This window comes from Paenibacillus camelliae (assembly GCF_023715345.1).
GTDB lineage: Bacteria > Bacillota > Bacilli > Paenibacillales > Paenibacillaceae > Pristimantibacillus > Pristimantibacillus camelliae.
On sequence record NZ_JAMBNY010000008.1, the window covers coordinates 111,342 to 137,030 of the forward strand.

Here is a 25,689-nt window from a genome sequence, read left to right on the forward strand (position 1 = left end):
ATAGAAACAGTAAAAGCTCAGGACCTGTTGGTCCTGAGCTTTTGTCGATCATACATCGTTCCATTGCAATTAATCTTTGAACATATCGAATAAAATATCGTAAATGTACTGATTCTGCCAGTTCCATGCATGTGTTCCGCCCTCAGCGTCAATGAAGTAAAAATTCCCCTTCTTCGTATCCGAGGAATAGATAAAGACATCATCGAATTGCTTCATAGCATCGATTTGAGGCTTTAAGTTCGGATAAGCGATGTCTAAGTTGCCAGTTGCACTGAAGATGTAATAGTCGTGAGGGGCATACCCTGAATCTCTAGCTACCTTAGCCAAGTATTCCGCTGTTTGCTTCGGCTGCAGGCCGCCGCCTCTTTGCTCTATGATCCAGCTATCACCGCTTAACGGCATATAGTATTTGAAATAGTCTAACGCATGGATAAACGTATACCAGGTTGTCACTGATCCCATGGAGAAGCCGCCGAATGCTCGATGTGCACGGGATTCCTTCAGGTCTTCTAAGCTTCCTGATTTAGCATAGGTATGATACTTCGTTTCGACGAGTGGAACAATTTGATTGACCAGCTCCTCGTGGAAAAGAGCCACATCATTTTTACCACCGTTGAACGTAGGTGTCACCACGATAAGCGGTTCAATATCGCCGTTTGCTATCATATTGTCTAAGATTTTCTTAAGTTCCTTGCTTTGATCTGGTCCTCCGAAGATGAGATCCTCATTCTCTCCACCGCCATGCATAAGATAGAGAACGTTATACTTCTTACTTTTATCGGCGGAGTCATAGCCATATGGCAGGTAGACATTTAGCTTCTTGTTGTCTTTGCCATTTTCTAAATTCGGAGCGTCATAATGCAAGCTCTCGATTTTCCCAGGTTGATCGCTTTCCACACGATACTCATCGGGAACAGGTGTAAAGTATTTCTCGTTTGCGGCTTCCTCGGTCATCTCTAATTTGCCTACCGCGGCTTTTATGGCAGCATATTGCTCATCAATTTGCTTTTGAGTTACTTGATCGCGGTTGAAGATGCTTTCGGATATGACACTGGTTATCGCGTCCGTAACGACATCTGAATTTTTATAAAGCTTGAAATCAAGCTTCAACGTTTTTTTGATCAAATTCATAAGATCATATGGATTTAGTCCGCTGGTATCATTTTTCTTTTTCCCAGCTAGCAATATTTCACCGAAGGTAGAAGGGTTATTCCAAGCGTTACCCGTTGTATCAAACACATTAATGGTTCCCGCTCGTTCAGTTCCCTTGGCATCATTAATTTGTAATTCGATGCCAAGCACTGACCCATTCTTTGGTTGTGATTTGATAGCTATTCTTGCTTCGACAACATAGCCATCCTTTACTTTTTTTGCTGCTGTATAATACATGTCTGCATTTCCATTGTCTACGGACAATGCATTTTCATAATTGATGCGAATATGTAAATCATCTACGCCGTATTCGCTCGCTTTGTCGTTGTTCTCATCTAAGAAGATTTCAATAGAATCCTGCATGTATGGTGTTCCTGATTCGACAGAGAGATCACGATCCTTCACTTCAGCAAGAATATAAAGTGCTTGATCGTCCCACAGCGCCTTAAATGTGGCGGTTGTATCAAGTTCACCAGTTACATGCTTTTGTAATACGGCCTCTGCCTTATTCCAAACAGGATCAACAGTACCGTCGATTGTTGGAGAACCGAAATAGGCTACCATTCGTCCTTGAGCGTCTAAGCCATTCTTATCGACGGAGATCTTTGATGGTTCTGTATTCATAGGTGCCTCCTTAACGGTAACTTTAGAAGTAATCACGATTGTCTTCTTATTGAATGTAATGCTACAGTAAATTTTTGCTGTACCTGCTCCAATGGCTTGAAGCTGTCCCTTTGCATCGACAGTAACGACCGCCTTTTTGTTGCTGCTCCATTGATACGTAGCATCTGAAGGCTTATTCAGGATATCAAGCATGTAAGAATCACCGACCGTAAGGGTGATTGTATCTTTATGTTTAATTGCCGGCTTAGAAGAAGCTGCAGAAACGTTGGTGACTGGATTGAGAAAGTTTGTCAAAACTAAGGATGTGATGACTAGCATAAGTGAAAGGGTTTTCAAAAAACTTCTTGGTCTTTTTTTCAAATTGCTTTCCTCCTTTTCTCAATGACAACCATGAAATAAACTACAGATTTTAGCTACCACATCCTTCCGATATTTATTTGCTATTTCGTTTTAGCATTCTCTTGCATTTTAATTCCAGTGTTTGACAATGTCAATATATTATTGACGCTTATTATTGTATTAATCTGTATCTAAAATGGGATAAGATGGGGAGAGGGTTAATAGAGCTATTACGTATTAGCAATTTTATAATAATTGATTCGTATTAATGGAATTATTATACTTAGGCATTCATCATTCGCTTATGTCTACATTGCTCTCGCAGCATAGTTGAAACGCTATTCTTTATTGGATGGTAGGGAAGATATGAGAAGTGATGTTTGCGCTTTCTTGACATTACTAATTTGATCTAGTATTAATAGAGTATTATAAGAGGAATGGGCGGATAAGTATGTCTACGATTAGAGAAATAGCCGAACGAACGAAGCTATCAGTAGGGACGGTTTCCATTGTGCTCAATGGGCGTGGTGATGAAATGCGGATTTCAAAAAAAACTCAACAACGAATTTTGGAAGCTGCTCAGGGACTCGGTTATTTGCCTAATCTTTCTGCAAGGCGGCTTAGACAATCGAATGCTCGGAACATACCATCAATTGTTATTTTTTGGCCGTCTGACCTTTCTTCGGATTTGTTAGGTCGATTTTTCGTAGGTGCTCAAAGCTCCATTCTCGAGCAAGAGTTTGAATTCGAAATGACAATTCAGCCTTATAAGAGGAAGCATATTCAGAAAATTAAAGATATTTGCGACCAAGGCGCCTATCATGGTGCGATATTGACGGGCATATCTGCAGAGGATCAGTGTTATCTGGAAGAGCATCCGCTAAATGTGCCTACTGTTTTATTTAACCGTACGAGCAGCATCTATAGCTGTATCTATGTGGATGCGTATGAGATTGGACGAAAGGTTGCAGAGCTTTTCATGCTACGGGGGCATAAGAAGGTAGGTGCAATTGTATCGGACTATCTGATGAAGGCTGATAACAATTTTCGATTCCGTGGTTTTGTTGAGTCATGTGCTAAGTATGGCCTTGAGCTGGAGGATAGACATATTCAGGTTGCTCCTACGACGATGGAGGGGGGCAATATAGCGGCTTCGAAGATCGTAAAAAGCGGCAGAGAGCTGCCAACAGCTATGTTCTTCCCGTTAGGCATTATGGCTGTCGCAGCACTTCCAGTGTTTCATCGCGCAGGCATTCGGATTCCTGACGATATGGAAATATTGACCTATGGTGATCATGATATAGAAAAATATAGTGTCCCTTCGTTATCTACAGTGAAGCTACCTGTTGAAGAAATGGCTGCTGCATGTATACGACTCGTGATGGGTCGAATACTTGATGCGACAGGTGAGCCTAAATCTATCGTGTATGAAACACCGTTTATCTTTCGTGAGTCTTGTGGTGGTTTTAGGCATGAAATATAAGTGAATAAGTTCATTAGGTAACAGATCTTCCGTTAGGAAGGTCTGTTTTTATATATGTGTGAGATGAATTGAATAATAAGTAAAAGCACATAGCTAATAGCAAACCTAAGCAAATAGCTAACATATCCATTGTATTAACTTAAGTTAATGCAAAACAAAATACCCGATTATTGACTGGTTATGAAAATTGTACTAGTATATCCTGTTTTGTTTGTACTATTCAACATAATTTTTGTGGTAAATGGAAGCGAATATAACGCTTACATGGAGGAAAAATCGCTGAAAAGCGTTGATTTTATGCGGTTTTTCATATGTGATAGAACTTGTGAATAAACCTAACATGGTTGCAAGAAATACCTTACATGAGTATTGACGCTAGATTTCCTGAGTTTTATAATTACAACATAAGTTAAATGAGAGTTGAACATTATCAATCAAATTACATCTTATTGTTCGGAAACGGAGGATTTTTTATGTCAGTTGATCAAATTTTCAAAACAATTGAAGAAAAAAACATTATGTTTGTCGATTTTCGTTTTATCGGTCTTAACGGAGGGGTACATCACATTACACTCCCTGTAAGCGAAGTAAGTGAAGAAACTTTTGAATTGGGTGTAGCTTTTGACGGTTCCTCCATTCCTGGTTTCCGCGGTATCGAAGAATCAGATATGGTTATGATGCCAGATCCAGCATCTGCATTCGTAGATCCATTTACATTACATCCAACACTTAACATTATGTGTAATATATATCTTCCGAGTGGTGAGCGTTATGATCGTGACCCTCGTAGTATTGCTCAGAAAGCAGAAGAATATCTACAACAATCCGGTGTAGGCACGGCAGCATTTTTCGCTCCAGAATCCGAGTTCTTCATATTTGACGATGTTCGATTCGAAAACAATATGCATTCTTCCTATTACTCCGTCGATTCCGAAGAAGCAGCATGGAATACTGGCCGTAAAGAAGAAGGCGGTAACCTTGGCTTCAAAATCGGTGTAAAAGGCGGTTATGTACCTGTTGCACCAACAGACGCTCAACAAGATATTCGTTCCGAGATGGTTCGTATTATGGAAGAAACAGGACTAAAAGTAGAACGTCATCACCATGAGGTTGCTACTGCTGGCCAAGCCGAGATCAACTTCCGTTTCGATACATTAACTAAAACAGCTGACAACCTATTAAAATATAAATACATCGTTCAAAACGTAGCTAGACAATGGGGCAAGGTTGCAACCTTTATGCCTAAACCGCTATTCGGAGATAACGGAAGCGGGATGCACGTACACAGCTCAATTTTCAATGGAGACACTCCATTGTTCTACGAAAAAGGTGCATACGGCAACCTAAGCAAGCTAGCTATGAGCTATATCGCAGGTATTCTATACCATGCACCAGCACTTATTGCATTGACTAATCCAAGTACTAACTCCTTCAAGCGTCTTGTACCAGGCTACGAAGCACCGGTAAACCTTGTATTCTCTAAAGGTAACCGTTCTGCAGCAGTAAGAATTCCAATTGCAGCAGTATCTCCAAAAGGCTGCCGCATCGAATTCCGTACGCCGGATACAACAGCTAACCCATATCTTGCGTTTGCAGCTATGCTGCTTGCAGGTCTTGATGGTATTAAAAAAGGACTTGACCCAGTTGCACTTGGCTATGGACCTTTTGACAAAAACATCTACGATCTGTCTGACGAAGATAAAAAAGAAATCCGCAGCGTACCTGGATCTCTTGAAGAGGCACTTGATGCTCTTGAGTCTGATACTGCGTTCTTGACAGAAAGCGGCGTATTCTCTGACGACTTCATTGCTAACTACATTGCGCTAAAACGCAATGAAGCGAAACAAGTAGCTATTCGCATTCATCCACATGAATTTAACCTATACTTCAATGCTTAATTAGCATGTACGTATGGAGCGCTCAACATCATTGAAAAATGAGATTGAGCGCTCTTTTTTATTATATAGACATACTTACAATGTTTATTATATTCTACAATTTAGTGAAAGTTTTCACAATTAACCTGTAGATGAGATTAGTAATGATTTTGATAACGAATACATTTCGGTAGAATCCGAATGATTTTATGAATCTTGTGAATTTCGTTCGATTTTATGCAAAGAACCGAACGATTCCACTTGATGTAGTCTATCAAAATTGATATAGTTTAAGATATTGATGATGGGTAACAGAAAGGATGAAGGTTAATGACACGTGCGTATAATTTTAATGCTGGTCCTGCCGCAATACCATTAGAAGTGTTGGAGCAGGCACAGGCTCAATTCGTTGATTACGAGGGTGCGGGTATGGCACTTATGGAGATGTCACATCGCAGCGCAACGTATGAAAAGGTAAATCAGGAAGCACAGGATTTACTTCGTGAGCTGATGAACATTCCAGACAACTATAAAATCTTGTTTTTACAAGGTGGAGCAAGTACACAATTTGCGATGATCCCAATGAACCTACTAGCTGAAGGTAAAGTAGGCGCATATGTCGATACAGGCGCATGGGCTGGTAAAGCTCTAAAGGAAGCAAAAATCGTTGGTGAGGCCGTTGTAGCTGGATCTTCAAAAGAGGATCAGTACATGCGTGTGCCACAGGCTTCTGAGATCGTTGTTCCAGACCAAGCAGCGTATGTGCATATTACGTCCAATGAAACAATTGGCGGCGTGCAATATAAGAGCTTTCCACAGTTTGGCAATGTTCCGCTAATTGCCGATATGTCCAGTGATATCTTAAGCCGACCTGTTGATGTTAGCAAATTCGGGATGATCTATGCTGGTGCACAAAAGAACCTTGGTCCTTCTGGTGTTACTGTCGTTATCGTACGTGAAGATTTAATTGCAGAAAGCCCGAAACATATTCCTGCTATGCTGCGCTATGATACGCATGCAAAAGCAAATTCCTTATACAATACACCACCTTCCTTCTCTGTTTACATGGTTGGTCTAGTATTAAAATGGATTAAAGGTAAAGGCGGACTTGCTGCACTTGAGCAATTCAATCTTGATAAAACTAAACTGATTTATGATGTAATCGATGAAAGCAATGGCTTCTATCAAGGCTGTGCTAACAAAGAGGACCGTTCTACAATGAATATTACGTTCCGCATTAAAGATCAGAATGAAGAGCTTGAGAAAAAATTCATTAAAGAATCGGAAGCTGCTGGCTTTGTAGGCTTGAAAGGACACCGTGATGTAGGTGGACTACGTGCTTCTACTTACAACGCTGTACCGATGGAAAGCTGCGCAGCTCTTGCTCAGTTTATGAAGGAATTCCAACAACGTAACGCATAAATAACTAGACCGCTCTCTCTTAATCTAAGAGAAGCGGTCTTTTATTGGCTTAACTGATCGAATTCGCGTTGATACGTGGCTGCTGCATTTTGTAACCGACGTTACGGATGGTCGTAATATACTCTGGATTGCGAGCGTTACGTTCGATTTTGTCACGAAGATGGCTAATATGAACGTCAACAATTCTGGTATCACCTAAGAAATGATAGTCCCAAACTCCATGCAATAGCTGTTGACGGCTAAGTACTTTTCCTTCATGCTTACTTAGGAACAAAAGCAGCTCGAATTCCTTTGGGGTTAATTCGATTAATTCACCGTTTAGAAAAACTTGCCGCTGATCAGCTAATATATGCAGCTTACCAATTGTATATTGCTCTTCCTTCGTTGCACCAGGCAGTGCATCAAGTCTGCGAAAGATCGCCGTTATACGAGAGATAAGCTCCTGCGGGCTAAATGGCTTTGTCATATAATCGTCTGCCCCGTTGTCTAAACCGTTAATTTTGTCCGCCACATCGTGAAGTGCAGTAAGCATAATGATTGGAACAGCGTTATTCTGATTGCGTAAAATGCGACAGACCTCAATCCCATTCATTTTGGGCAACATTAAGTCTAAAATAATTAAGTCAGGGCGAAAGCTTCTTAAGGAATGAAAAACAGCCTCTCCATCTTCTACACACATCACTTCAAAGCCAGCAAGCTTTAAGTTGAACTCAATTAATTTGGAGATTGAAGGCTCGTCATCCACGATTAATATTTTTTTCTGCATGGTAGCACTCCTTTACAACCAATCGTTAAAACTATTATGAAGGAGAACATTTTGCTAAGAATTAACGTTCTGTAAAGTCCATGTAAAAACATTCTAAATTGTAAAGACAATATGAACACGTAAGGAGTAGAAAAATGGCTTTTCACATTGTACTAGTAGAACCTGAAATTCCAGCCAATACGGGCAATATCGCACGGACGTGTGCGGCGACCGGTGCTCATCTGCATCTAGTTCGCCCACTGGGCTTCAGTACGGACGATAAGCAGCTGAAGCGAGCAGGTCTTGACTATTGGCAAGCAGTCCATATTGAATATCATGATTCCTTCGCTGAGCTCCAGCAAAAATATTCGGATGCAACCTTTTATTATGCCAGCACGAAGGGGAAAAAATATTATTCTGAATTCACCTATAAGGATGGGGATTTTCTCGTTTTCGGCAAAGAAACAAAAGGACTTCCTGAGGAGCTAATCCAAGAAAATTTGGATACTTGCATTAAGATGCCAATGACAGATGCTGTGCGATCTTTGAATTTATCAAATACGGTATGTGCTATTCTGTATGAAGCTTTAAGACAAAACAGCTTTCCTAACTTATATTGAAAATTTTTAAAGGGAATGTTAAAGGTTCTGAAGGAATTTGTATGTTTTTGTCGAATAGATTATAGTGCAATGTTTTCTCTCAGCAGTAATACTTGCAAAAACAGACATATAAGAGAGGTGACATGATGAAACCAGCTGGTGTTGTTCGAAAAGTAGATCAACTAGGACGTATTGTACTACCTAAATCACTCCGTAAGCGTTATTTAATGAATGAAGGAGATCCAGTAGAAATATTCGTTCAAGGGGATCATATTATTCTGGAGCGCTACCGTCCGAAATGTGTCTTCTGTGGTTCAATGGAAGAAGTGGCGGAATTCAAGGAAAGATATATATGCAATGTTTGCATGACCGAAATGGATCAATTAAAACAAGCATAATATTCTTTGCAATAAAAGCAGCGATTTCTCACAAGTAGTGAAAAATCGCTGCTTTTATCGTTTTAAATATATTAACCTTACTCGTCATTTAATGCACATATACATTGAGAGCCAGGGACGTAAAGCCCTGGCTCTCGATTTGAAGGCTTACAGGCCGCTTGTTTTATCCTCATTATAAGAGCTAGTTAAAATAGCAGTTAGGAATAAAACAAGTACGGTCATCACAATCCAAAATGTCATTGTATTCACACCTCCATAACCTATCCCTATTATAACCAACGAATACCAAAAAGAAAACTTCAAAAAATAAGAACATAATTGATGAAGTTCGGATATGAGTATAGTATAGGAAGGATGGTGGAAAAATGGCTAATAAAAGAATAAATATGAAACGAGCGAAAAAGAAGCGTGCGGCAAAAGGAGAGCTAGCTTTACGTAATAAACGTAAAGCAGGAGCATCTGCAATCTCCGTCGATGAAAAGGTGCAGAACATTAACCCTCACATAGAAGTTGCTGAAGGGCATGAGGAGAAGGCTTCGAGCAAGACGGAAGAGCACAAGCAAGGCACATATCGCAAGCTACTTGATGCGTGCACGAGCAGCAAGCATTTAACGGGACAGCTAACAAGCCAACGTACAGCGTTGCTCATCCAGCTGCCTGCAGCGTTACCAAGCGCCCTTGTTATTCGAGCGTTAAACAAGGATGCGCAGCGATATAAGGTGCTTAGCGTGAACCATATTGCTGCTGTGGACAGCGCTCCTAATCAGCTCGAGCTGATGGTTAACGGGATGAGAGAGGAACAGCTGCCCACGTTGATCGAGGAGCTTGATGAGCTCATCGGAGAATTTACTGCAAGAAGCTAGAGGTTAGAAGCTATAAGCTATAATCTAAATGCTAAAAGCTAAGTCCAGCCAGCGATAACAGCCTCATACTCCTTCAATGCTTGATGGCCTTCTTCAGACAACGCATAGACACCTCGATTCAGCTTCACAAACCATTGATAATGGTTATCACGAATTATGTTTCCTGCTTGGCGTACACCAGTATGTTTTACTAGCTGTGAAGGAGACGCCTGCTCGAGCTGCTGCAAGGCGTTCGCAATACGAAGTGCACGCTCCCGGTAAGCAGTAACCAGCTTACGAGCATGACTGCCGCCTACATTATAATCACCACTGCGTTCCTTGAATTCATAGAGCAGTCTTTTCCCTTTGCTTGGTCGATTGCTCCGTTGTGGCGCTTCGTCCGGCGAGCAGAGCAGTTCAACGACAGGCGCCTTCGTCACATAAAACGTTACCGTAAGTAAGCCGACTCCAAGTCTTCGGCAAAGCTCTGCAAGATCACCGAAGCGTTGATTAATCGCACCTGATTTTTTGCGATTCCGCTCCACAGCCAAATATACTGATGCTCCTAATCTTAGACGTTCCACTCCTTGCAGCAGCAGGGCGAGGTTGAACGTCTTTTTCATTTCCACGATAATGACCTCATTGGTTTCCACATGAACGCCTACGAGATCACAGTGATTAACTTCACCTTTTATTTCATAGCCTTTCGCGGTAAAAAAAGCTTTAATTGGCTCGTATAGCTGTTCTTCCTTATGGACTGCCATAAATTATCACCTACATTGCTATCATATGTATTGATTATAGCAAAGCTTGTCTAGTTACAGAGAAATGAAGCATGATTTCACGAAAAAAAAGGGCAATATCCTACAGCAACAAGCATACACTTTAAACATAGTCAGGAACCAGACACTTTAAAGCTTAGCGGTCTCTCAAGCGGAGATAATAGTATGAATCGCGTCTAATGTGATTGGGAGGAGGCAAACAATGGATATCTTCAAACGCATATCGGAGTATCAGGCGGAAAGTGATCGACTAGCCTGGTCAGGTACTTTTAGAGATTATGTTGAGCTGCTAAAAAGTGATGTCTCTCCAGCCATGACAGCACATGCAAGAGTGTATGAAATGATCGAGTCGCATGGGGTTGAGGTTGAAAACGGAGTTAAGAAGTATAAATTTTTCGAGCAAGAGATTTTTGGCCTTGATCGAGCAATTGAGAAGCTGGTGGAGGAGTATTTTCACTCTGCTGCAAGACGATTGGATGTACGGAAGCGTATATTATTGCTAATGGGGCCAGTCAGCGGTGGTAAATCTACGCTTGTAACGATGCTTAAGCGTGGACTAGAGGGCTACTCGCGCACAAGAAAAGGTGCTGTCTATGCGATAGAGGGCTGCCCAATGCATGAAGAGCCGCTGCATCTCATTCCACAAGAGCTGAGGCGTGAAGTAGAAGAAAGCCTAGGGGTTCGCATTGAAGGCAATCTATGCCCGAGCTGTCAAATGCGCTTGAAGGAGGAGTATGACGGTAATATTGAAGAGGTTCGTGTAGAGAGAGTGTTTATATCTGAGGATAATCGCGTCGGAATTGGTACGTTCAGCCCGTCTGACCCCAAATCACAGGATATTGCCGATCTTACGGGAAGCATCGACTTCTCAACGATCACCGAATATGGCTCAGAGTCCGATCCCCGTGCCTATCGATTTGATGGCGAGCTGAATAAAGCAAACCGCGGTATTATGGAATTTCAAGAAATGCTAAAATGTGATGAAAAGTTTCTATGGAATTTACTGTCGTTAACACAAGAGGGGAATTTTAAGGCAGGAAGATTTGCTTTAATTTCTGCTGATGAGATGATTATCGCCCATACGAATGAGACGGAGTATAAGGCCTTTATTAGTAATAAGAAAAATGAGGCGCTGCAATCGCGGATGATCGTCATGCCGATCCCATATAATCTCAATGTAACGGAAGAGGAAAAAATATACGGTAAACTTATAGCACAAAGCGATATGAAGCATATCCATATTGCACCGCATGCACTGCGGGCAGCCGCGATATTCTCGATACTTACTCGCTTGAAGGAAACGAAAAAGCAAGGCATGGATTTAGTTAAGAAAATGCGCATGTATGATGGGCAAGAGGTTGAGGGCTTTAAGGCTGCCGACTTGAAGGAAATGCAAAACGAGTACGTCGAGGAAGGCATGTCGGGCATCGATCCGAGGTACGTCATTAACCGTATTTCAAGTGCACTTATTAAAGGAGATATGGATTGTATCAATGCACTCGATGTGCTGCGTGCGTTAAAGGATGGCCTAGATCAGCATCCATCGATTACGAAGGAGGAGCGCGAGCGTTACCTCAACTTTATATCGGTGGCACGTAAGGAATATGATGATTTGGCGAAGAAGGAAGTGCAGAAGGCGTTTGTTTATTCATTCGAAGAGTCGGCGAAAACGCTGTTCGAGAACTATTTAGACAATATTGAAGCCTACTGTAATTGGGCGAAAATTAAAGATCCACTTACTGGTGAGGAAATGGATCCAGATGAGCGTCTAATGCGCTCGATTGAAGAGCAAATTGGCATTAGTGAAAATGCGAAAAAGGCTTTCCGTGAGGAAATTCTTATTCGTATCTCCTCCTATTCACGAAAAGGGAAGAAATTTGATTTTACAAGTCATGAACGACTCCGTGAGGCTGTTGAGAAAAAGCTATTTGCTGATTTGAAGGATATTGTAAAAATTACAACCTCAACAAAAACACCTGATGAAAATCAATTAAAGAGAATAAATGAGGTTTCGGCACGTCTCATTGATGAGCACGGCTATTGCTCTACCTGTGCCAATGAGCTGCTGCGTTACGTCGGCAGCTTACTTAATCGGTAGTGAGAACAATTTATAATCGGCTTCATATTGCAATCATCTTATGGTAGTTAGAGTTTAGTGCTGCGGCATGTGTTCTACATAGTGTAGAGCACATGCCTTGTTGTGGTGTAATTGGTTAGCTTGTTAACTTTCATATCTTTTCTCATAGCATCAAAACAGGGTATCTCATCAGTCAGTCGACTGTGGATACCCTGTTTTGCTGTGTATTGAGATTGAGATTGAAATTACCTTACGGAAATGAAGCTCGTAATCTCTTGCTCATTACGTATAGACTACGTTAATTTGTATAAAGCAGCACCGTGAGCAGCGACCTGCCCACTTACAAGCTCATCGCTGATGTCTAGCGACTCGCCACTCCATACATTATAGGCTTTTTGGTAGCTCCATTGATAATGGCCGAGATCGATAGTTGATTCTGAAGTTTGTTCACCAACGTTGAAAAAAGCAACGTAACGAGAGCCATCCTCACCATCAGCTGTCCATATGATCTCATGGCCGCTGCGGCGAAGTAATCTAGCGTTAGATGATGTTTGATGCATATGAATAAGCTCACGATTCGTAATTAGGTTTAATGTCCATTCATCGTTATCACGCAGCTCTCCTCCGAAAAACAGCGGTGAACGGAAAATACTCCATAGCGTCATCATCGTAACTTGCTCATCCTTCGTAAAGCGAGTCCAACGATCAGCTCCTCCGCCATCTACAGATCGGATGCCGATATGTCCAAGCGGAAGCATGTCACAGTCCGGCCAGCAGCCGTTGCCTGATTTGCCCTGCCATTTCTCGCAGCGATCGAACATATCAAGCAATAGATGCCAATGATCCCAGAAATCATCGGTCATGCGCCACATATTGGCATGATTGGTGAAAAACCCGGCATGCTCTAGCGGAGCAGGTCCTGGAGATAAACTAAGCACCATCGGTCTACCACAGTTTTGTATGGCCTGCTGAATGAGTGCGATTTCTGGCAAATGAGCATCGTACAGTCTCGAAGCTGCAATATCGTCTACCTTTACAAAATCTACACCCCATGATGCATAAAGCTCAAACAAGGAGTTGTAATAGGCTGCAGCACCTTCTTTGCTTGCATCGATCCCGTACATATCAGTATTCCATGGGCAGATAGAATTCGTTGAAGCGATATCACGAGCACGCTGCGACGTTCCAAGCAGTGCTGTATTTTGATGAACGGCTTGACGTGGGATACCGCGCATAATATGTATGCCGAATTTTAATCCAAGGCTGTGTACATAGTCAGCAAGCGGCTTGAAGCCTTGACCGTTCGCAGCTGAAGGAAAACGGTTTTCAGCAGGCATTAAGCGAGAGTATTCGTCCATAACTAGCGGCACGAATGGGCGATAATGTGAGGAAACCGCACCAGGCTCACTCCACTGAATATCAACAACGATCGTATCCCAGCCGAAAGCGAGCAGATGCTCAGCCATGTACGCTGCATTGCCTCGAATCTCTTCCTCTCTAACTGCTGCTCCATAGCAGTCCCAGCTATTCCAGCCCATAGGTGGAGTAGGCGCAAATAAACGATGATCCATCATAATCCCTCCAAATTCAATATTCCAATATGATATGAAATAGTTCAAAGCTAATACCATCATCATACTGAAAAGATAACGGGGCTGACTATAATAATTATACGTACGCAATAGTACAAAATTGCTATCTGTTCTAATCAAAGAACAAGCGTTTATAGGCGAGCTGGTGCTTATTAGATCGAAAGGTTGCAGGCGTTTGCCCGATTAGCTTTCGGAATTTTCGGATGTAATAGCTTGCGTTAGAGAAGCCTACAGAACGCGCAATGTGCTCAAGCGACTGATCCGTTGAAAGCAAAAGCTCAAGTGATTGCTCGATACGTTTTCGATTTACATACTCATTTGGCGTCAGACCGACGTATTTGGAAAAGCTGCGCAAAAAATGATACTTTGACAGCCCAACCAGCTCTGCTAGCTGCTCTTGGCCAATCATATTAGCATAGTTCAGATCAATCCATTGTACAGCTTTAGCTATTGCAGCAGGCATCGCCGCTGGAACAGAATGGCTATCAGCAAATTGCCTTAGTGACATAAAAAATGAATAGACATAACTGGAAGCAGTAAACGGGTCGGTAATCTGTCCTTGCTGAGCAGCTACGAAGAGTTGAGTAAGCTTAACAATCGGAGCACTGTCGGGCGGAAGCTTTGGCAATCGCCCCATTAGCTCGGTTATTTCATTCCATAGTGGCATTATGGTATGGGGTCTGACTAGCAGGAACATAAACTGCCAGCCTTGCTGATCCTGCTCCGGTACGTAGTAGTAGCAATGATCACTTGGAATTTCAACCAGAAATGCGTGCTGAGCGGTAGCGAGTAACGTTTCTCCATTAAGCTCAAGCACGCCTTGTCCAGCCAAAGTATATTGAAAAAGCAGCAGTGGTCCGTCGCCTCGCTCCTGCCCATGCCAGCGATAATCGTTATGTGTAATTCGATCATGTCCTACCGCGAACAGATGGCATATCGGTAAATGCAGCTCCTTAGAGCTGTGAAAGCGAAAGCCGTAGGTTTCATTAGGAAGCTTGTTATTCATCTATCGACACCCCATGAGCCAGCAAAACTAGCTGGTTAATTATCGTGAAAGACAGCTTGTATGAAGCCTATCTATAATCTATCAAAATTGCTATCATCCGATTGGAGATGAATCTATCATTAAATCTATCACAATATATAGCTTCGATGCAGCAATAAGCAATTTTTGCATCTATACTTTTAATCTAAATTCTGTAACAATTGCTATATGAGAATCGTCTAATATTAAAGTAACATAATTATTAGAATAATAGATTAAAAGGAAATGGGAGTGGAAGGTTTGTTTCGGAAATCATTTGCTATCGCGATTGGGTTTATTGCAGTTATCGCAATCAGCATAGTAGCTATTTTTGGTATGAATACGCATAAGCCTAGAGGAGTCGTTGTTCTTATGTACCATGACTTCGGGTATAAAGGCAATCCGTCAGTTATTAATGCAGAGGTTTTTGATGATCAGATGAATGCTCTTTATGAAAACGATTTTAATATTATTTCCATTGAACAATACGTTGATTACATGGAAGGAAGAATTGATCTCCCTGAGAAGTCAGTGCTCATCACTTTTGATGACGGATACTTAGATTTTTATGAAATTGCTTATCCAATATTGCAGACGTATCAGTTCCCAGCGACTAACTTTATAATCGTCAAATCATCGGATGAACCGAACCCAGATCACTTGCCGCATTTAACCTGGGACCAAATGCGTGAGATGAAAGCGAATGGAATGAGCTTTTACAACCATACGTACGATTCTCACAAAATGCTGAACATTGATGATAATAAAAGCCCGATGCTAGCTAACCATATGGAAGGCGAAACAACTGAGCAATATAAGGCGCGTGTAAAAGAAGATCTTCTAAAAGCGCATGAAATACTCGTTAGAGAGCTAGGAGAGCAGGACAATATTTTAGCTTTCCCTTACGGCGCATTTAGTGATGAATTGCTAGAAGTGATGGAGGAGATCGGGATCGATCATGCGTTCACGATCCGTCCAGGCTTGAATGAGCGTGGCAAACAAAAGCTATATTACCGCGTTAATGCTGGTTTATCCGCACTAGATGGAGATGCACTCGTTAAGAAAATTACTGAGCAGTATTAATTAGTCATAACTGCGATAATGAGAAAAATAATGGGGTTTGTAGTGAGATCGTTGTAATATATGTATGCCTCAACGAATAGATTGAATTTGTGTCTGAATTGTTTGTTGTTCGAACGCTCAACAATCAAGAAAGGTCGTGATTATTCGTTGGAAACTAACACTCCTCAGGCCCCTCAAGAGCAATATGCATACCAGCAATATCAAAGCAATCAAGCTGTAGCGCCTATTGTTACAGTAAAGGAATGGCTAATTACGATGCTAATTATGATCATTCCGATCGTTAATCTTGTTATGATTTTTGTTTATGCATTCAGCAGTGGTCACAATCCATCGAAATCCAACTTTTTCAAGGCGTATTTGATTATGGCCTGTATCATCATAGGCTTATACCTATTGTTGTTACTGTTATTTGTTGTCATATTTGGCAGCGCATTGGCTTCGTTAAATAGTTAGTTTAGTTCTCTCAATCGGAGGACGCTGCGGAGCAAAGCGTTCTTACACTCGCGATTAAAGCCTGATTCCTTAAGTAATGTATAAGGTGGAATCAGGCTTTAAACGCATTCGAATGCCTTTTTTACTTTGCTTTTTTCCGTTGGTTTAAGTCAGACAACACCAAGGAATGGTATATAATAAATTGGACAAGCTACAATAAATATAAATTTTTTTGAATTGCTACTTGATTACCTGTTACGTTTGTATTAAGATACTAACTAATATTACAATACGTTGAGAAGGAATAGTAAGTGGTTTGAAACACTCAGAGAGCTGCTGGTTGGTGCAAAGCAGCTGTGAAAAACTGCTGAACTCGCCTTGGAGTTGCTCACTGAACATGAATTAGTAGGTGGAGCCGGAGCCTAACCGTTATCAATAGGAGGATCATGATGGCCACATGATCCATTAAGGGCATGCTATATTAGCGTGAACTGGAGTGGTACCGCGTAAGATTACAAGTCTTTCGTCTCTAGAATAGGAGATGAAGGGCTTTTTTTTGTTATCTATAACGTCAAAATTGTTAAATGAAGGATGGTCATGAGCATGAAGAATGTAGAGAAGTACGCAAAAGGTTATTTTATGCCTCCTGTAAGCAGCTTGAAGTGGACACAGAAGGAAAATATTACGGAAGCACCGATCTGGTGCAGTGTTGATTTGCGCGATGGCAATCAAGCACTAGTTGTTCCGATGAACTTAGAGGAAAAAATTGAGTTTTTCCAACTGCTTGTTAAGCTTGGCTTTAAAGAAATTGAGGTTGGATTTCCTGCAGCATCAGAGACAGAGTTTACGTTTTTGCGCACCTTGATTGAGCAGGACATGATTCCTGACGACGTGACAATTCAAGTACTTACTCAATCTCGTGAGCATATTATTCGTAAAACATTCGAATCCTTAAAGGGTGCTAAAAAAGCAGTCGTTCATCTGTATAATTCAACTTCTGTTGCACAGCGTGAGCAAGTATTCAGAAAATCTAAAGAGGAAATCGTTGAGATCGCTGTTAGCGGTGCGAAGCTGTTAAAAGAGTGCGCTGCTGAAACAGAAGGAAACTTCCAGTTCCAATATTCACCAGAATCATTTACGGGCACAGAGGTAGATTTTTCTTTAGAAATTTGTAATGCTGTACTCGATGTATGGCAGCCAACAGAGGATAATAAAGTAATTATCAATCTACCATCAACGGTTCAAATGTCGATGCCGCATGTATACGCTAGTCAGATCGAATATATGAGTGATAATCTAAAGTATCGCGACAGCGTTATTGTATCCCTACATCCGCATAACGACCGCGGTACTGGTGTAGCGGATGCTGAGCTTGGTATGCTGGCTGGTGGACAGCGTGTAGAAGGAACACTTCTAGGAAACGGTGAGCGCACAGGTAATGTTGATATTATTACGCTTGCATTGAATATGTACTCTCATGGTGTAGATCCTGGTCTTAACTTCGAGAACTTGCCTGAGATTGTAGCGGCTTATGAAAAGCTAACGAAAATGAAGGTAAGTGAGCGTCACCCGTATGCGGGCGAGCTTGTATTTACAGCATTTTCTGGCTCCCATCAAGATGCGATTGCAAAAGGTATGAAATGGCGCGAGGAGCAGCAGCGTCAATATTGGACCGTTCCTTACTTGCCGATCGATCCGCTTGATATTGGCAGACAGTATGAGGGCGATATTATCCGGATTAACAGTCAATCTGGTAAAGGTGGGGTTGCCTATCTATTGCAGCAGCGTTATGGCTTGGATCTTCCACAAAAAATGCGCGAGCATTTAGGCTATGCAGTTAAAAATGTATCGGATCGGTTAAATAAAGAAATTTCAACTGAAGAAATTCATCAAATCTTCATGGAAGAGTATGTAAATATTAAATCGCCGATTCAATTTGTATCCTATAGCTTTACACACAACGATGATTATCAAACGATCGTTAAGGTTCGCATGAATGAGGTAGAAAAAGAAATTATTGGCAACGGAAACGGACGCTTAGATGCGATTATCGATGCACTGCAAACGAACCTTGAGGTTAGTTTTTCGAACTTGACCTATTCAGAGCATGCGCTAGAGGTAGGCTCGAAGTCACAGGCCGTTTCGTATATTGGCATCCAATCACCAGATGGCACTAATTTTTGGGGCGTCGGGATCGATCCAGACATTATGACGTCTTCAGTAAAGGGATTATTCAGTGCTATCAACAAAATGATTACAGCAAAATAATCCAATATCACTGTTGAAAGTTAAATAAAAATCACGAAGAACAGGCTTAGATAAACGCACGATAAGTTGCATATTTAAGCCTGTTTTTTTGTTTGGTATCAAGGATTAACACGAGAAAATGAAAGCCTAGAGTACTGTTGAAATCGTTGGTCAGTGCGAGAAAATTATTATATGGAGGTATGTGATGCGATGGTTAAAACGCTAGTAGAACGAAGCCGACAACGTCACAGAATGATTGTGCATGGACTATGTACGCTGCTCGTCATACTTGGAACGATAATCGCGATGATGATATACTCCAACCATTGGCACCAGCAGCAGTATTTTATCAGTCATATTCAGGGGCCTCTTGTCGAGCTGCAAGGTATTCTAGAGTATCAGCAAACCAGTAGCTGGAATGAGCCGCAGCTAGTATCCAATCAGCTATATGTATTGATTGCTTCATTAGACTATGGATTACAGAAGAATAGCTACCCTTCTAAGCTGCTTTCTCGCTCAGAATATGATCAATTTCAACGTTTAGAAGCTTATTTAAGAGCACTGCCTAATCATAAAACATACAGCAGTGCACAATGGGATGAGTTATCCATTCGGCGCGCAGAGCACCTTAAAGATGCATTAAAAGAAGCTGGATTAATGATGAATACGACGATTAGTCCCGCTTGGTCTTCATTTATTGATCAGATTATGATACTTACGAAAGAATTAGATAACGCTGCTAGTCTCCGCTAGCAGCAGCATCTGTGCAACAAACATATGAAAAACTGTAACGCATTTCATAATTTTCTATTGTAAACGCATACATTATATAGATATACTGTATTATGAATGCGATCCAACATTAGAAAGAGGTCGACTGACATGATTTCAAGCATGAAGGTAATGTGGTCTAAGCTGGAAAGTCAACCCAAAGGGGTATTTTACCGTAACAGCCTAGTATATATATTACTGGCCGCAAGCATACCTGGTTTTATGATTGGATTACTCGTCTATCATTTCGCTACTAATCAATTACAGGATGACATTAGTGATTTGCACTATCAACAGATCAATGAGCGGGTGCAAAATATCGATGATCAGTTCAGCTATCTGGAGATGGGACTGTCGAATTGGGCGTTTAATCCGACGTTTGGTTATCGACTACAAACTCTTGACTTCGTTTATTATTTTCAGGAAACATGGGATGTCACTAAGTCGCTTGTTGTAATGGAGGGCTCGCACTCCTTAATTAATAATGTAGAGCTGTATATTGAGCGAGAACAGCAGCCGATCCTATTCAAAACTGAATTTTACCATCTCTATGATAAAAATACGATAGATTACTATAAACAAATTTTACAGCAAGAAAAACGAATGTTTTGGATGCAAGATCAACAGATGGGCGATAGCAAGAACGGTTTGACATTGCTGCATAAAATTCCCGGAGAAAGTCCCATTCCCTTTGGCGTTCTAATTGTAAAGCTGGACAAGGAAAAGCTTATGAATTTGCTAAAAACGATGACGCCATATAATGAAGGAACGACGTTTTTATTGGATAAAAATTATGAGTTAATGCTTTCAGATTCCAGTGAGCTGGACCCGCTGCAGGAGAAGCTCATCGAGCACATTAAGACGAGTGAGCAAACGACGGGTCAATTTGTCACTGACTACGGAAAAGAAAGCTATTCTGTATCCTACGGCGTTTTTAAGAGGTTAGCTGATGAGTGGATCTATGTGTCTGCGTCACCGATGACGCTTATTACAACACCTGTTGTTACGTTTTCCAAGTCATTGCTGTGGATTAGCGCATTTAGTTTAATTACAGCGCTTTTGCTTGCTTTTGTTGTGTCGAATACGATGTATTCACCGATTCAAAAGCTGCTTAACCAAATCGATCCTGAGCGGAGACAAGCTGATCGCAAAAGAAAAAATGAGTTTCAAACGATCCGAGAGCATTGGACGAATATTTCTACGAAAAGTGCGGAGCTGGAGCAAAAAATCGAAACGACGCTGCCTATTCTGCGAAACACCTTTCTTATGCAGCTGCTGCAGGGACATATCGGTAATTTATCCGAGCAGGATCTGGAGCGAAGAATGCGCTCACTTTATTGGGAGGTAGGGACGCACCACTATACGTTTGTGCACATCTACTTAACGGGGCTGCATCGCATTGATCAGCCGATGACGCCGAATGATGAGCGACTAATGACCTTTGCAGCATACAATATGGCGCAGGAGATGGTCTCTGCACAATTTAATCAGGGCTATGCTTTAAATTTCCATGATCTGTCGCTTGGTATTTTTATTATTGAAGCCAATGATAAAATCGTGCAAAATGAACAGCTCCAGCAATTCTGTGAACGGTACACGCATACGATTAATGAGCTGCTCAGGCTTCAGGTGAGTATTACAATTAGCCGTAAAACTGAAGAGCTGCGCAAGGTCCGCAATCTGTATATGGAGGTAGAGCGTGCAGCGAGCTACCGCCAGTTTCTGAATCAGAATCAGCTAATTTGGATGGAGGATTTACCGAAGGAGTTTACGTTTGATGATATCGACTATCCCTTTGACGTGGAGCTGGAAATTTTACAAGCGATGCGCAGCGGGAACCGAGAGCAGGTGCTGGAGCTGCTGAGAAGGTTTATTGAAGCAGGAAGTATGCAGAAGGAGCATGTGGCCCAGCAAAATATGCTGCAGCTGCTGGGAAGCATACAGCATATGATGCTGCAATCCGGTATTAACCCGATTAAGCTGTTTCACGGAGAGAATCTGTACAGACAGCTGTCACATATCCGTGATCCGAAAAAGCTGCTACGCTGGATGCGAGATATCGTCATTCGGCCTTACTTTGACGAGCTGGAAAATCGCGTGAATGCACAGCAAAAAGGGATGATGACCCAGATTATCGCGTATATACATGAGCATTACAAGCAGGATATATCGTTAGATCAGTGTGCAGACCTCGTCGGTGTCAACTCCTATACGTTAAGCAAATGGTTTAAACAAGCAAGCGGAGTTAATTTTATCGATTATTTAACCGAGCTGCGCATAAAAAAGGCACAGGAGCTGCTTCGAAGTACAGATATGCTCATTAACGATATTGCGCAAGAGGTTGGATATCAGCAGCGGTATTTCAATCGGATCTTCAAGAAGCATGTTGGTGTTACACCAAGCGAATATCGCAGCAGTACAGGGTAAAACCAAAAAAGTGATACTCCTTCAAAAAAGTGAAACAGGACGTGAAAAGCCTTGCTAGTCAAGGCTTTTTCTTTTGCAAAAATGTGCAATTGAACTGCTGGCGTATTTCAATAATACTGAGATTGCAACTGGTGAGCAGATACATGATCTGCACCGCCGATCGCACCAACAGACGAGCATATAGACAAGACAATAAACCTGATAACCATTGTGATCGAGAGATGAGAGAAGGAGGAACGCTATGAATGCTGCATGGATTGCCAAGCTGAAAAAGGATCGATTTTTGTATTTGCTGCTGCTACCTGGATTATTGTATTTTCTTGTTTTCAAATACGCCCCAATGTGGGGAGTACTCATATCGTTTCAGAATTTCCAGCCTTTTTTAGGGTTTTGGAAGAGTGAATGGATAGGCTTTACTCATTTTGAAAATTTCTTTGCACATCCAGATTTCTTTCGATTGCTGCGCAACACGTTAATACTGGGCTTCTATGATTTGATATTTTTCTTCCCCGCACCGATTATTATTGCACTTCTACTTAATGAAATTAGACTAGCTTATTTCAAACGATGGATTCAAACGTTAATATACGTGCCGCATTTTATATCGATGGTTATCGTAGCGAGTATGACCTACGTATTTTTAACGACGCAGGACGGGCTTGTTAATGAAATCATATTCAATCTAACCGGTAAGAAGATAAATTTTCTGGCTGATCCTAGCTGGTTCAGGCCAATGATCATTTTGCAAATTATGTGGAAGGAAACGGGCTGGGGGACCATTATATTCCTCGCAGCACTCGCATCAGTTGATGTCGAGCAATATGAGGCAGCTATTGTAGACGGCGCTTCTCGTTTCCAACGACTCATTCATATTACGCTGCCAGCGATAAGCTCAGTGATTGTTATTTTGCTTATTCTGCGTTTGGGTAATTTCTTAGACACTGGCTTTGAGCAAATCTTCCTCATGACCAACTCCTTGAACCGAACGGTTGCCGACGTGTTCGATACGTATGTGTATTTTGTCGGTATTACCCAAGGGGCATTCAGCTACAGTACAGCGATTGGCTTATTCAAATCCTTGGTCGGCATCGTGCTAATATACGGCAGTAACTGGCTTGCCAAACGGTTTGGTCAAGAAGGCATCTACTAAAGGAGGGTGAAAATATGTTAAGTAAACACGACAGCTGGCATGAGCGATTTTTCGATATATTCAATTACTTGTTTCTCATATTGTTCGCTCTCGCTACAGTGCTACCGTTTGTCTACATTATTGCTGGCTCCTTCGCTACGGAGGCTGAGCTTGCTGAGCGCTCATTCTTTATATTCCCAAGAGATATCTCGCTTTCTGCCTACGAATACATCTTTTCATCTTCAACACTGTTTCGTAGCATGGGAGTCTCAATCTATATTACGATCGTTGGAACGATCACGAATCTGTTCTTTACATTGACGATGGCATACGCCTTATCGCGAAAAGATCTGATGGGACGCAACATCGTTATGAATATGGTCATATTCTCGATGCTGTTTAGCGGGGGGATGATTCCAGGCTATCTCGTTGTAAAGGAGTTAGGACTAGTTAACACGTATGCGGCGGTCATTTTGCCGGGGGCCATTAGTGCCTTTAACCTGATCGTTATTCGCAACTTCTTCCAGAACCTCCCTGCTGGTTTAGAGGAGTCAGCACGCATTGATGGCTGTAATGATATAGGCGTACTTTGGAGAATTGTTATTCCGTTGTCTATGCCAATCATCGCGACATTTGGTTTGTTTTACGCCGTTGGTCACTGGAACAATTTCTTCTCGGCCCTGCTTTACTTGAACGATCATAATAAATGGCCGCTGCAGGTTATGCTCCGTGAAATTGTTATGCTGTCACAGCTCGCCATTGGAGACTTGAACAATGTTGACCCTGAGTTTGTTGAGCCACCGGATCAATCGGTCAAAATGGCAGTCATTATTGTAGGTACGATTCCTATTTTGCTTGTGTACCCATTCTTACAAAAGCATTTTGCAAAAGGAGCCTTGCTAGGCTCGATCAAGGGCTAGTGTCATCGACTAGCAATCTCGTTAGAACTCGCTATGAGCGATTCTATATAATGATTGAAACAAAAAAAGGAGGATCAAGTATGAACAAAAAGACAAACAAAGGCAAGCTAAAAGCAGGTTGGCTGCTCGTACTCGCTGTAGCCATGTTATTAACCGCTTGTTCATCAAACAATGGGGGGAACACGCAACCTAGCAATTCCCCAACAACAAATCCACCGACAGAAAATGCGAATGCTAACACGGATGACGTTGAAGTAAAGGAAGATCCGCTTAAGCTAGATATCATGATTGCAGCGTTCAGCACAGATCTGCCCGATGACAATTCTCCTATTATTAAAGCATTAGAAGAGTATACGAATACGGATGTGAACGTTCAATTTGTACCAAACAGTTCTTATCCAGATAAAGTGAATATTACGCTTGTGTCCGGAGAAATTCCTCATATTATGGTCGTTGACCGCAACTCAGCAAGCTTTATTAATGCGGCAAGAGCAGGCGCATTCTGGGATGTAGGACCTTACTTGAAGGATTATCCGAATCTTGCTCAGGCACATGAAGTAACACTAAACAACACGTCAATAGACGGTAAAAATTATGGTATTTATCGTTCACGTGTGCTCGGACGTATGGGGGTAACGCTGAACGTAGACTGGATGAACAATCTTGGTCTTTCTGCTCCAACAACGATTGATGAGTTCTACAACATATTGAAAGCGTTTAAAGAAGATGATCCAGATCAAAACGGTAAAGATGACACCTATGGTATTGTCGTTTCGAAGTATAGCGGCCCGTGGGATATTATGCAGGTTTGGTTCGGCGCACCGAATAAGTGGGGTGAGGATGAAAACGGACAGCTGCTACCTACTCATATGTTCCCTGAGTATCGCGAAGCACTGAAGTTTTTCCGTCAATTATACGAGGAAGGCTTAGTAAATGAAGACTTTGCAGTTATGGACTCCGCTGCATGGAATGATCCGTTCGTAAATGGAAAAGCAGGTGCATTTGTCGATGTAGCAGATAATGCTAGACGACTTGATAACGCTATGCAAGAAAAGGCACCTCGTGACACGCCTTACACCGATGTATTCCAGGCACCAGTAGGACCGAAGGGGCATCGTGATATGCCGACTTCAGGCTATAACGGTATGCTGGCTATCTCAAAAAGCTCAGTGAAAACAGAAGAAGAATTGAAACGAGTGCTTAAGTTTCTTGATCAGTTAAATGATGTAGAGATGAAGCTGCTTCTTGAGCGTGGTGTAGAAGGAAGACATTATGAGATGGTAGATGGTCATATTAAATCTCTCATCAATGACGACCCTGCTCTGCTTAAAGAAATTGAAAGCTTGAACCAAATGCTAATGTATATTGGGCCGGAAGCTCCTAGCATCGAGCAAACGCCGCTAAATGAAAAGATCAATGCTGTTCAAAAAGCGAATGAAGAAATCGTTGTGGGTAACCCAGCTGAGCCGCTTATCTCCGAAGTGTATGCACAGCTTGGTCAACAGATGGACAATATTATCGCTGATGCTCGTATTCAATATATCGTTGGTCAAATCGACGATGCTGGACTTGATGCAGCAATTGAGCTATGGAAGAAAAACGGCGGAGATGATTATATCGCTGAAATCAATGAATTGTATCAACAAATTAAATAGTTTATGAAGTAGTAACAGGAAGGGCTCGCACCTTTGTCCGAACGGGCAAGCTGTGCGGCCTATTCCTGC

Annotated in this window: 20 protein-coding genes and 1 other annotated feature; of the genes, 15 read left to right on the top strand and 5 right to left on the bottom strand. The window is 41.8% G+C overall.

Annotated elements, in window-relative coordinates:
- Positions 1–69 precede the first annotated feature (69 nt).
- On the bottom strand, positions 70–1,776 hold the full coding sequence (locus M3180_RS14135; protein ID WP_432806944.1) for a sugar-binding protein: 1,707 nt from the start codon (positions 1,774–1,776) through the stop codon (positions 70–72).
- A gap of 790 nt (positions 1,777–2,566) precedes the next feature.
- Between M3180_RS14135 and M3180_RS14140 the strand changes: the two genes are divergently transcribed.
- The 3 genes from M3180_RS14140 (at position 2,567) to serC (ending at position 6,897) form a co-directional block, all read left to right on the top strand.
- Entirely contained in the window at positions 2,567–3,598 is a 1,032-nt protein-coding gene (locus M3180_RS14140; RefSeq protein ID WP_251668599.1) for a LacI family DNA-binding transcriptional regulator, read from the top strand.
- Between the two features lie 473 nt (positions 3,599–4,071).
- On the top strand, positions 4,072–5,496 hold the full coding sequence (gene glnA, locus M3180_RS14145; RefSeq protein WP_251668600.1) for a type I glutamate--ammonia ligase: 1,425 nt from the start codon (positions 4,072–4,074) through the stop codon (positions 5,494–5,496).
- A 309-nt stretch (positions 5,497–5,805) separates the two neighbouring features.
- A complete protein-coding gene (serC, locus tag M3180_RS14150) occupies positions 5,806–6,897 on the top strand; it encodes a 3-phosphoserine/phosphohydroxythreonine transaminase (RefSeq protein WP_251668602.1) in 1,092 nt (363 codons plus the stop codon).
- 49 nt (positions 6,898–6,946) lie between these two features.
- Here the strand turns inward: serC and M3180_RS14155 are convergent, their stop codons facing one another.
- The gene (locus tag M3180_RS14155; protein ID WP_251668604.1) at positions 6,947–7,663 is read right to left on the bottom strand and encodes a response regulator transcription factor; all 717 of its coding nucleotides are present in this window, start codon (positions 7,661–7,663) and stop codon (positions 6,947–6,949) included.
- Positions 7,664–7,797: 134 nt separating this feature from the next.
- On the opposite strand from M3180_RS14155, the gene trmL reads away from it, so the two are divergent.
- The 3 genes from trmL to M3180_RS14170 all read left to right on the top strand — a co-directional run bounded on the left by trmL (position 7,798) and on the right by M3180_RS14170 (position 9,502).
- Positions 7,798–8,262, top strand: coding sequence for a tRNA (uridine(34)/cytosine(34)/5-carboxymethylaminomethyluridine(34)-2'-O)-methyltransferase TrmL (gene trmL, locus M3180_RS14160; RefSeq protein ID WP_251668606.1), 465 nt, complete (start codon positions 7,798–7,800; stop codon positions 8,260–8,262).
- A gap of 125 nt (positions 8,263–8,387) precedes the next feature.
- On the top strand, positions 8,388–8,639 hold the full coding sequence (locus M3180_RS14165) for an AbrB/MazE/SpoVT family DNA-binding domain-containing protein (RefSeq protein WP_251668716.1): 252 nt from the start codon (positions 8,388–8,390) through the stop codon (positions 8,637–8,639).
- A 365-nt stretch (positions 8,640–9,004) separates the two neighbouring features.
- Positions 9,005–9,502: a hypothetical protein gene (locus tag M3180_RS14170; protein WP_251668608.1), complete on the top strand. Its 498-nt coding sequence runs from the start codon at positions 9,005–9,007 to the stop codon at positions 9,500–9,502.
- Between the two features lie 38 nt (positions 9,503–9,540).
- Here the strand turns inward: M3180_RS14170 and M3180_RS14175 are convergent, their stop codons facing one another.
- Entirely contained in the window at positions 9,541–10,245 is a 705-nt protein-coding gene (locus M3180_RS14175) for a DUF2161 family putative PD-(D/E)XK-type phosphodiesterase (protein WP_251668610.1), read from the bottom strand.
- A gap of 220 nt (positions 10,246–10,465) precedes the next feature.
- On the opposite strand from M3180_RS14175, the gene M3180_RS14180 reads away from it, so the two are divergent.
- Positions 10,466–12,361, top strand: coding sequence for a PrkA family serine protein kinase (locus tag M3180_RS14180; RefSeq protein WP_251668611.1), 1,896 nt, complete (start codon positions 10,466–10,468; stop codon positions 12,359–12,361).
- A 272-nt stretch (positions 12,362–12,633) separates the two neighbouring features.
- Here M3180_RS14180 and M3180_RS14185 read toward each other — a convergent pair whose 3' ends face one another.
- Both M3180_RS14185 and M3180_RS14190 read right to left on the bottom strand, forming a co-directional pair.
- Entirely contained in the window at positions 12,634–13,911 is a 1,278-nt protein-coding gene (locus M3180_RS14185; protein ID WP_251668717.1) for a glycoside hydrolase family 27 protein, read from the bottom strand.
- Positions 13,912–14,044: 133 nt separating this feature from the next.
- Complete coding sequence (locus M3180_RS14190) at positions 14,045–14,938, bottom strand: AraC family transcriptional regulator (protein WP_251668613.1); 894 nt, start codon at positions 14,936–14,938, stop codon at positions 14,045–14,047.
- Positions 14,939–15,217: 279 nt separating this feature from the next.
- Between M3180_RS14190 and M3180_RS14195 the strand changes: the two genes are divergently transcribed.
- The 8 genes from M3180_RS14195 (at position 15,218) to M3180_RS14230 (ending at position 25,620) form a co-directional block, all read left to right on the top strand.
- Positions 15,218–16,039, top strand: a complete 822-nt coding sequence (locus M3180_RS14195; RefSeq protein ID WP_251668615.1) for a polysaccharide deacetylase family protein — start codon at positions 15,218–15,220, stop codon at positions 16,037–16,039.
- Positions 16,040–16,186: 147 nt separating this feature from the next.
- On the top strand, positions 16,187–16,492 hold the full coding sequence (locus M3180_RS14200) for a hypothetical protein (RefSeq protein ID WP_251668617.1): 306 nt from the start codon (positions 16,187–16,189) through the stop codon (positions 16,490–16,492).
- Positions 16,493–16,756: 264 nt separating this feature from the next.
- Positions 16,757–17,005 (top strand) — a binding site (T-box leader).
- Positions 17,006–17,074: 69 nt separating this feature from the next.
- Positions 17,075–18,739 carry a 2-isopropylmalate synthase gene (gene leuA / locus M3180_RS14205; RefSeq protein WP_251668619.1) on the top strand — a complete coding sequence of 555 codons (1,665 nt, stop codon included), beginning with the start codon at positions 17,075–17,077 and terminating at the stop codon, positions 18,737–18,739.
- Positions 18,740–18,928: 189 nt separating this feature from the next.
- The gene (locus M3180_RS14210; RefSeq protein WP_251668621.1) at positions 18,929–19,471 is read left to right on the top strand and encodes a hypothetical protein; all 543 of its coding nucleotides are present in this window, start codon (positions 18,929–18,931) and stop codon (positions 19,469–19,471) included.
- A 129-nt stretch (positions 19,472–19,600) separates the two neighbouring features.
- Positions 19,601–21,916 carry an AraC family transcriptional regulator gene (locus M3180_RS14215; protein ID WP_251668623.1) on the top strand — a complete coding sequence of 772 codons (2,316 nt, stop codon included), beginning with the start codon at positions 19,601–19,603 and terminating at the stop codon, positions 21,914–21,916.
- 241 nt (positions 21,917–22,157) lie between these two features.
- On the top strand, positions 22,158–23,066 hold the full coding sequence (locus tag M3180_RS14220) for an ABC transporter permease (protein ID WP_251668624.1): 909 nt from the start codon (positions 22,158–22,160) through the stop codon (positions 23,064–23,066).
- 14 nt (positions 23,067–23,080) lie between these two features.
- Positions 23,081–23,965 (top strand): carbohydrate ABC transporter permease, encoded by an 885-nt coding sequence (locus M3180_RS14225; RefSeq protein WP_251668625.1) that lies wholly within the window; start codon positions 23,081–23,083, stop codon positions 23,963–23,965.
- An 80-nt stretch (positions 23,966–24,045) separates the two neighbouring features.
- Positions 24,046–25,620: an extracellular solute-binding protein gene (locus M3180_RS14230; RefSeq protein ID WP_251668626.1), complete on the top strand. Its 1,575-nt coding sequence runs from the start codon at positions 24,046–24,048 to the stop codon at positions 25,618–25,620.
- Positions 25,621–25,689: the final 69 nt, after the last annotated feature.

Excerpts from the sequence above, each read along its gene's own strand:
- M3180_RS14135 (WP_432806944.1), bottom strand. The coding sequence starts at position 1,776 with ATGAATACAGAACCATCAAAGATCTCCGTCGATAAGAATGGCTTAGAC.
- M3180_RS14140 (WP_251668599.1), top strand. The coding sequence starts at position 2,567 with ATGTCTACGATTAGAGAAATAGCCGAACGAACGAAGCTATCAGTAGGG.
- glnA (WP_251668600.1), top strand. The coding sequence starts at position 4,072 with ATGTCAGTTGATCAAATTTTCAAAACAATTGAAGAAAAAAACATTATG.
- serC (WP_251668602.1), top strand. The coding sequence starts at position 5,806 with ATGACACGTGCGTATAATTTTAATGCTGGTCCTGCCGCAATACCATTA.
- M3180_RS14155 (WP_251668604.1), bottom strand. The coding sequence starts at position 7,663 with ATGCAGAAAAAAATATTAATCGTGGATGACGAGCCTTCAATCTCCAAA.
- trmL (WP_251668606.1), top strand. The coding sequence starts at position 7,798 with ATGGCTTTTCACATTGTACTAGTAGAACCTGAAATTCCAGCCAATACG.
- M3180_RS14165 (WP_251668716.1), top strand. The coding sequence starts at position 8,388 with ATGAAACCAGCTGGTGTTGTTCGAAAAGTAGATCAACTAGGACGTATT.
- M3180_RS14170 (WP_251668608.1), top strand. The coding sequence starts at position 9,005 with ATGGCTAATAAAAGAATAAATATGAAACGAGCGAAAAAGAAGCGTGCG.
- M3180_RS14175 (WP_251668610.1), bottom strand. The coding sequence starts at position 10,245 with ATGGCAGTCCATAAGGAAGAACAGCTATACGAGCCAATTAAAGCTTTT.
- M3180_RS14180 (WP_251668611.1), top strand. The coding sequence starts at position 10,466 with ATGGATATCTTCAAACGCATATCGGAGTATCAGGCGGAAAGTGATCGA.
- M3180_RS14185 (WP_251668717.1), bottom strand. The coding sequence starts at position 13,911 with ATGGATCATCGTTTATTTGCGCCTACTCCACCTATGGGCTGGAATAGC.
- M3180_RS14190 (WP_251668613.1), bottom strand. The coding sequence starts at position 14,938 with ATGAATAACAAGCTTCCTAATGAAACCTACGGCTTTCGCTTTCACAGC.
- leuA (WP_251668619.1), top strand. The coding sequence starts at position 17,075 with ATGAAGAATGTAGAGAAGTACGCAAAAGGTTATTTTATGCCTCCTGTA.
- M3180_RS14210 (WP_251668621.1), top strand. The coding sequence starts at position 18,929 with ATGGTTAAAACGCTAGTAGAACGAAGCCGACAACGTCACAGAATGATT.
- M3180_RS14215 (WP_251668623.1), top strand. The coding sequence starts at position 19,601 with ATGATTTCAAGCATGAAGGTAATGTGGTCTAAGCTGGAAAGTCAACCC.
- M3180_RS14220 (WP_251668624.1), top strand. The coding sequence starts at position 22,158 with ATGAATGCTGCATGGATTGCCAAGCTGAAAAAGGATCGATTTTTGTAT.
- M3180_RS14225 (WP_251668625.1), top strand. The coding sequence starts at position 23,081 with ATGTTAAGTAAACACGACAGCTGGCATGAGCGATTTTTCGATATATTC.
- M3180_RS14230 (WP_251668626.1), top strand. The coding sequence starts at position 24,046 with ATGAACAAAAAGACAAACAAAGGCAAGCTAAAAGCAGGTTGGCTGCTC.